At 59.0% G+C, this 6,286-nt stretch carries 6 protein-coding genes; 4 read left to right on the forward strand and 2 right to left on the reverse strand.

The features are described from left to right. The first annotated feature begins 42 nt into the window (after positions 1–42). Together AO277_RS08840 and AO277_RS08845 are read left to right on the forward strand one after the other, a co-directional pair. A complete protein-coding gene (locus AO277_RS08840) occupies positions 43–453 on the forward strand; it encodes a PA2817 family protein (RefSeq protein ID WP_044318109.1) in 411 nt (136 codons plus the stop codon). Between the two features lie 201 nt (positions 454–654). Further along, entirely contained in the window at positions 655–1,509 is an 855-nt protein-coding gene (locus AO277_RS08845; protein ID WP_044318108.1) for a pirin family protein, read from the forward strand. Between the two features lie 107 nt (positions 1,510–1,616). On the opposite strand, the gene aceE is transcribed toward AO277_RS08845, so the two are convergent. Further along, positions 1,617–4,286, reverse strand: a complete 2,670-nt coding sequence (gene aceE / locus AO277_RS08850; protein ID WP_044318107.1) for a pyruvate dehydrogenase (acetyl-transferring), homodimeric type — start codon at positions 4,284–4,286, stop codon at positions 1,617–1,619. A 144-nt stretch (positions 4,287–4,430) separates the two neighbouring features. Here aceE and AO277_RS08855 point away from each other — a divergent pair, with 144 nt between their 5' ends. Further along, positions 4,431–4,883, forward strand: a complete 453-nt coding sequence (locus AO277_RS08855) for a MarR family winged helix-turn-helix transcriptional regulator (RefSeq protein ID WP_004657820.1) — start codon at positions 4,431–4,433, stop codon at positions 4,881–4,883. A 2-nt stretch (positions 4,884–4,885) separates the two neighbouring features. On the opposite strand, the gene AO277_RS08860 is transcribed toward AO277_RS08855, so the two are convergent. After that, positions 4,886–5,989 carry a transketolase-like TK C-terminal-containing protein gene (locus tag AO277_RS08860; protein WP_002552665.1) on the reverse strand — a complete coding sequence of 368 codons (1,104 nt, stop codon included), beginning with the start codon at positions 5,987–5,989 and terminating at the stop codon, positions 4,886–4,888. A 53-nt stretch (positions 5,990–6,042) separates the two neighbouring features. Here AO277_RS08860 and AO277_RS28720 point away from each other — a divergent pair. After that, positions 6,043–6,286 (forward strand): hypothetical protein (locus tag AO277_RS28720; RefSeq protein ID WP_218962507.1); only part of this gene is annotated, 244 nt, incomplete at its 3' end.

Consider the following 6,286-nt stretch of genomic DNA (forward strand, 5'->3'; position numbering starts at 1 on the left):
CTTTATACTCTCGCGCCTGTTTTTGCATTTGAGGATTACCCGATGGCCGACGCCACTCTCGATCACCAACTTGGCCTGCTGGCACACCTGCGCAGCATTCTGGTCGCGCTGGGCGAGGCCGAGCAGGTTCCGGAAGAAAGCCACGCGCTGTTCATGGAGCGCTTCGACGAACTGGTCGAGCAACTGCCGCAGGACCCGATAGAAAGCCAGTACCTGGGCCAGGACATCCTGTGTCAGATCATCCAGCGCTACCCGCAAATCGCCCACCTGGTGCCTCGCGACCTGCTGTGGTTTTTTGCCGGTGACTGCCTGCATTTCATGCCGGATGATGAAATCGAGCTGTATCAGGCGCTGGAAGAGCGCCGTTACGAAGCCGAGCAGAACGACGAACCATTTGACTGGAACCAGGAAAAGCAGCTGCTGGCCATGTCGACACAGGGCAGCAAACACTGATCACCTCTCGTTGTAACGCCTGGCCCGGAGTCTGTTCCGGGCAGGTTGCCTGTTACTCACGCCAATGTGTATCAACAGGCAACACATCGATAAATACGATCATTCCGTTCCGGGATTCGAATCAGTTAATCGAATAGACAGGCATACCATGACACTCCCTTGCGCCTGAAAAGGCCACCTGATAAGGAGTGCTCTCTTTCCATGACTCAATTTCGTAAAGTCCTGTCGATTCAGGCAGGCCAACCTGCCTCTGACGGCGCGGGAGTCAAACTGACACGCGTTTTCGGCGGACGGGGCGTGGAACAATTCGATCCATTCCTGATGCTGGACGAGTTCGGGTCGGACGTGCCTGATGACTATATCGCGGGCTTTCCACCTCATCCGCACCGTGGCTTCGAAACGGTGACCTACATGCTTGAAGGCCGTATGCGTCACGAAGACCATATGGGCAATGTGGGCCTGCTGCAGGGCGGCGGCGTACAGTGGATGACCGCCGCACGCGGGATCATTCACAGCGAAATGCCTGAACAGGAAGAAGGCACCATGCGAGGTTTTCAGCTATGGCTGAACCTGCCGGGCAAGAACAAGCTGAACGACGCCAGCTATCAGGACATCCAGCCGGAAAACGTTCCTCGCCTGACCACTGCAGCCGGTGTGCAGGTGGTGGTATTGGCCGGGCATTTCGACGATGGCCAGGTTCGACAGGCCGGTGCGGTACAGCGCCCGGATACCGAGCCCTTGTACTTTGACTTCGACATGCCTGCCGGCAGTCGTATCAGCCCGCGCATGCCCGAAGGGCATCTTGCATTGCTGTACGTGTACGAAGGCAGTATCGAAATAGAAGGCAGCGCACAGTCAGTGAGCAAGCGCCATCTTGCGCACCTGTCTGACACAGGGGATTTGCAGATCAGCAGCACCAAGGGTGCGCGCGTCTTGTTGATTGCAGGCAAGCCCTTACGCGAGCCGATCGTGCAGTACGGGCCGTTCGTGATGAACACCCGCGAAGAGATTGACCAGGCGTTGCGTGATTTCCGGGAAGATCGTCTGACGGCGTGACAGGCTAAAGTGAGCAGATACTCTCACGCAGGTAATCAGGAAACCGTGCACCCCGCTTGAAGTGCACGGTTTCGCAACTACTGTCTCGTGACAGAGACGAGCGCGACTCAGACCAGCACCGGGTTCTGCTTGCCTGGGTCGATCTTGTAGCGTTCGATGGCCTGGGCCACGACCTTACGCTCGACCTTGCCGTCATCGGCCAGCGCCTTGAGCGCAGCCACAGCCACGAAGTAACGGTCCACCTCGAAGAAATGACGCAGCGATTCACGGGTATCGGACTGACCAAAACCATCCGTACCCAGCGCCACGAAACGACGCAGGGGTACGAATGGACGGATCTGGTCAGCGAAGATCTTCATATAATCCGTTGCCACGACGACCGGCCCTTCCCTGTCGGCGAGACAGCTTTCAACGTAGTTCAGGCGCGGCTCCTGCTCAGGGTGCAGCAGGTTCCAGCGCTCGACGTCCTGGCCTTCACGGCGCAGCTCGGTGAGGCTGGTAACACTCCAGATTTCACTGCTAACACCAAAGTCGTCCTCCAGCAATCTGGCGGCCGCGATGACTTCCAGAAGGATCGACCCGCAGCCCATCAATTGCACGTGTTTGCCGGAGTTGACCGACGCACTGGCCTGCAATGGGTACATCCCTTTGATAATGCCGGCTTCGGCGCCCTCGGGCAGATCAGGGTGCGGGTAGTTCTCGTTGAGCAAAGTGATGTAGTAATAGATGTCCTCATTTTCGGCAAACATGCGGCGCATGCCATCTTGAATGATCACCGCCAGTTCAAAGGCAAACGTCGGGTCGTAAGACACACAGCACGGTATCGTCGACGACATCACGTGGCTGTGCCCGTCATCATGCTGCAGGCCTTCGCCCATCAGCGTGGTCCGGCCTGAGGTGGCCCCCAGCAGAAAGCCCCTGGCCCGGGCATCACCCGCCGCCCAGGCCAGATCGCCCACACGCTGGAAACCGAACATCGAATAGAAGATATAGAACGGCACGGTCATCACGCCATGGTTGGCGTAGGACGTACTGGCGGCAATCCACGAGGAAATGGCGCCGGACTCATTCAGCCCTTCCTGCATGATCTGCCCGTCGGTGCTTTCCTTGTAGTAGCTCAGTTGCCCTGCATCCTGTGGCGTGTACAACTGACCGACATGGGAATGGATGCCGATCTGGCGGAACAGGTTCTCCATACCAAAAGTTCGCGACTCGTCCGGCACAATCGGCACGATCAACTTGCCAATGTTCGGGTCCTTGAGCAGCGTCGAGAGGATGCGCACAAAGGCCATGGTCGTCGATATACCGCGATCACCGGTGCTTTTCAGCTGGGTATCCAGCACCGAAAGCGGTGGAACCTGCAAGGTGGCCGCGTCACTGAAACGCGCCGGAATGTACCCGCCCAGCTGAGCACGGCGGGCCTTGAGGTACAGTGCTTCGGTGCTGCCCTCGGCGGGTTTCAGATAAGGCATGTCGCCCAGTTGATCATCGGTGATGTCCAGAGAGAAACGGTCGCGGAAGGCCTTGATCGCCTCTGCCCCGAGCTTCTTCAACTGGTGGTTGATGTTCTGCCCCTCGCCCGCCTCGCCCATGCCGAAACCTTTGACCGTCTTGGCCAGAATCACGGTCGGCCCGCCCTTGTGACGCATTGCGGCAGCGTAGGCGTTGTAGACTTTTTCCGGATCGTGCCCGCCCCGCGAGAGCTTCCAGATATCGTCGTCGCTCATGTCGCTGACCAGCTCCAGCAACTCAGGGTACTTGCCGAAGAAATGCTCACGCACGTAAGCGCCGTTCTGGGATTTGTAGTTCTGGTACTCGCCGTCCACGCATTCCATCATGCGCTGACGCAGCAGCCCGCTCTTGTCCTTCTCCAGCAGCGCATCCCAGCCACTGCCCCAGATGACCTTGATTACGTTCCAGCCAGCGGCGCGATACAGGCTTTCGAATTCCTGAATGACCTTGCTGTTACCACGCACCGGGCCGTCGAGACGCTGCAGGTTGCAGTTGACCACGAAGATGATGTTGTCGAGCTTTTCGCGCCCGGCCAGCGCAATGGCCGCCTGAGACTCGGGCTGGTCCATTTCGCCATCGCCGAGAAAAGCCCAGACCTTGCGCCCCTGATGCTCCTTGAGCCCGCGATTTTCCAGGTAACGCATGAAACGCGCCTGATACGCCGCCGTGATTGGCCCAAGCCCCATTGAAACAGTAGGGAACTGCCAGAAGTCCGGCATCAGGCGCGGGTGCGGATAGGACGAAATGCCATCGCGATCCGTTTCGCGACGGAAGTTGTCCAGTTGCTCTTCGCTCAGGCGACCTTCCAGGTACGCCCTGCCGTAAATGCCCGGCGAAGAATGGCCCTGGATGTAGACCAGATCGCCAGCGAACTGCTCGGTACGGCCACGGAAGAAGTGATCGAACCCCACGTCATAGAGCACGGCGGCAGAAGCATAGGAGGCAATATGGCCGCCCACACCGGAATGCTTGCCGGCACGCAGTACCATCGCCAGGGCGTTCCAGCGGATGAACGCGTTGATACGCTTTTCAACCTGGAGGTCACCCGGATAAGGCTGCTGACGGTCGCTGGGAATGGTGTTGACGTAGGGCGTCGTGACCCGACCATAGAAATCGCCGTGTTGAGCGACATCGAAGTCCAGCAACTGATCGATCAGGTAGTGCGCACGCGGGCGCCCTTCACTGTTGAGTACCGACTCAATCGATTCGAGCCATTCGCGGGTTTCTTGCGGATCCTCGTCAAGAAACCGGGGTTGCTGTGCCATCGTCGTCTCCTACTGTGATGCGGCAGTGGACGCCGGACAGGCGTCTGCCTTGAAAAATCTGATTGCAATTGCAATCACATGCCGGAATTTATCCCGTGCTCGGTTACTATTGCAACCCTCAAGAATTTCAGACAAAGGTGATTCATGTCGTCAGCCGAACCGGATACGTGGTTCAGATTCGTCAGGGCGCACCGCTGTCTTATTCGCGAGATCGAACGACGTCTGGCGGCGGCCGAACTGCCCCCATACGCTTGGTATGACGCGCTCTGGGGTGTGGAAAGCGGGCCTCAGGGCATGCGCCGCATGCATGAGCTGGCCGATGTCATGGCCATCGAACGCTACAACCTGACCCGCCTCATCGACCGCCTTGAAAGCGAAGGGCTGGTGGAACGCCACAGATCCGACAGCGACGGCCGGGGCGCGGTGGCAGCGATCACCGACAAGGGCCGGACACTGCGCAAACAGATGTGGCAGATCTACGAAACGGCGGTCGACGAGCTGTTTCTGGCGCAATTCGACGCCCCGCAGCGCCGCGTGTTTGCTGATGCGCTGGAGCGTGCCGCACTGGCAGCCCGACAAAGTGGCAGTAAAAGCTGACATCAGACCAGCCGATAGCGTTGCAGGGCGAGTTTCAGCGGCTCGTAGCTCAGTTGCCCGCCCTCCGCAAGCGCGGTCAGGGCCTGAACGACAATCCACTCGGGGCTGATTGCAGGCTTACCTTGCGGCGCAGCGGAATCGGCTCCCAAGGCAACAAACCGTCCGGGGACATGTTCACGCAGTTGCTCGGCCACGGCCTGCGGATAACCGGTGACCGCCACCACGGCGTCGTGCCCTTCGCCGAGGCAATCACGCAAGTGCCAGGACCGAGGGGTCTTCAAGGGATGGAAACGATTCCAGCGTCGGCCCGAGCCGGCATCGCGCGCCAGTCGGGTATAGCTGGGGCAGCTCCAGACTTCGCAATCGACATTCCAGTGCTCCTTGAGCAGGCTGGCCGCCTGACGTACTGACCGCAGGGCCAGGCCCGCACCCAACAGGCGCACGCGACGGCCGTCGTTGCCGGAAACGACATCGCCAACCCGATACATACCTTGCACAGCCGCCGCAGCCTGCGTCTCGCTCAACGCGCTGACCTGATCATTGGATTCGTCATGCAACGCCATGTAATAAAAACCGGCCCGGCCTTCAACATACAGACTGTGCAAGGCGTGCAGCGTGATCGCCCGCGCCTCCGCAGCATCCGCAGGGTCGTAAGGCTGACACTTGCTGTTTGAAAGGAGCCACAACGGCAGCCACGGATGAGCGCCCTTGGGCCAGCGAGATGGCAACGTCTCGATGTCGTTGCAGAAAATTCCACGTTGGGATGACTCCGATGCCAGCGCGCTCAGTTCGGCCGAGGTTTCGCTGCTGATCATGTAGATCAGAGGCAATTCGACCTTGCCGGCCTGTGCAGCAAATCGCAAAGGCCAGGCGCTGGCGAGCACGCCCTCCTGTTCGCAGGCCATGTGCTTGCTGGCTCGCACCACGGATATACGCCGCGAGGTAGACGGGTCTCGGGTCAGACGCTCGACGATGTCGGCCATCGCAAACAGGGGTGAACAGCACCCGCGCAGCGCAAGCCCCGCAGCCGCTTGAATCTTTTCCATGCAAGCCAGCGCTGCAACCCGGGTTTGCGGCGCCAACTGGTGGCCATTTGCGCTGTTCATCACTACTCCTTGCTGTCGGACAAGCGTCCTTGCACCTTAATGGAACGAAGAATATGATTGCAATCGCAACAAAATCCCATCCGGTGTGCGTGATCGCAGTGCAGGGCCCAACGCCCAAACACGCGTGCGCTCGTATGCAAATGCTTCGACGAGCGCACTTTTTTACAGCCTTGACCGGTGTTCAAAATCAAAAGACACAGGGAAATCCTGAAAAAGACTTCCTGATTTGGCAAAATCTCCGGGCACCAATCGCCGAGCTTTTCGATGATGAATCAAATGACCTTCGCCGATGCCGAA

Origin of the sequence: Pseudomonas amygdali (assembly GCF_002699855.1) — a bacterium.
Classification (GTDB): Bacteria; Pseudomonadota; Gammaproteobacteria; order Pseudomonadales; family Pseudomonadaceae; genus Aquipseudomonas; species Aquipseudomonas amygdali.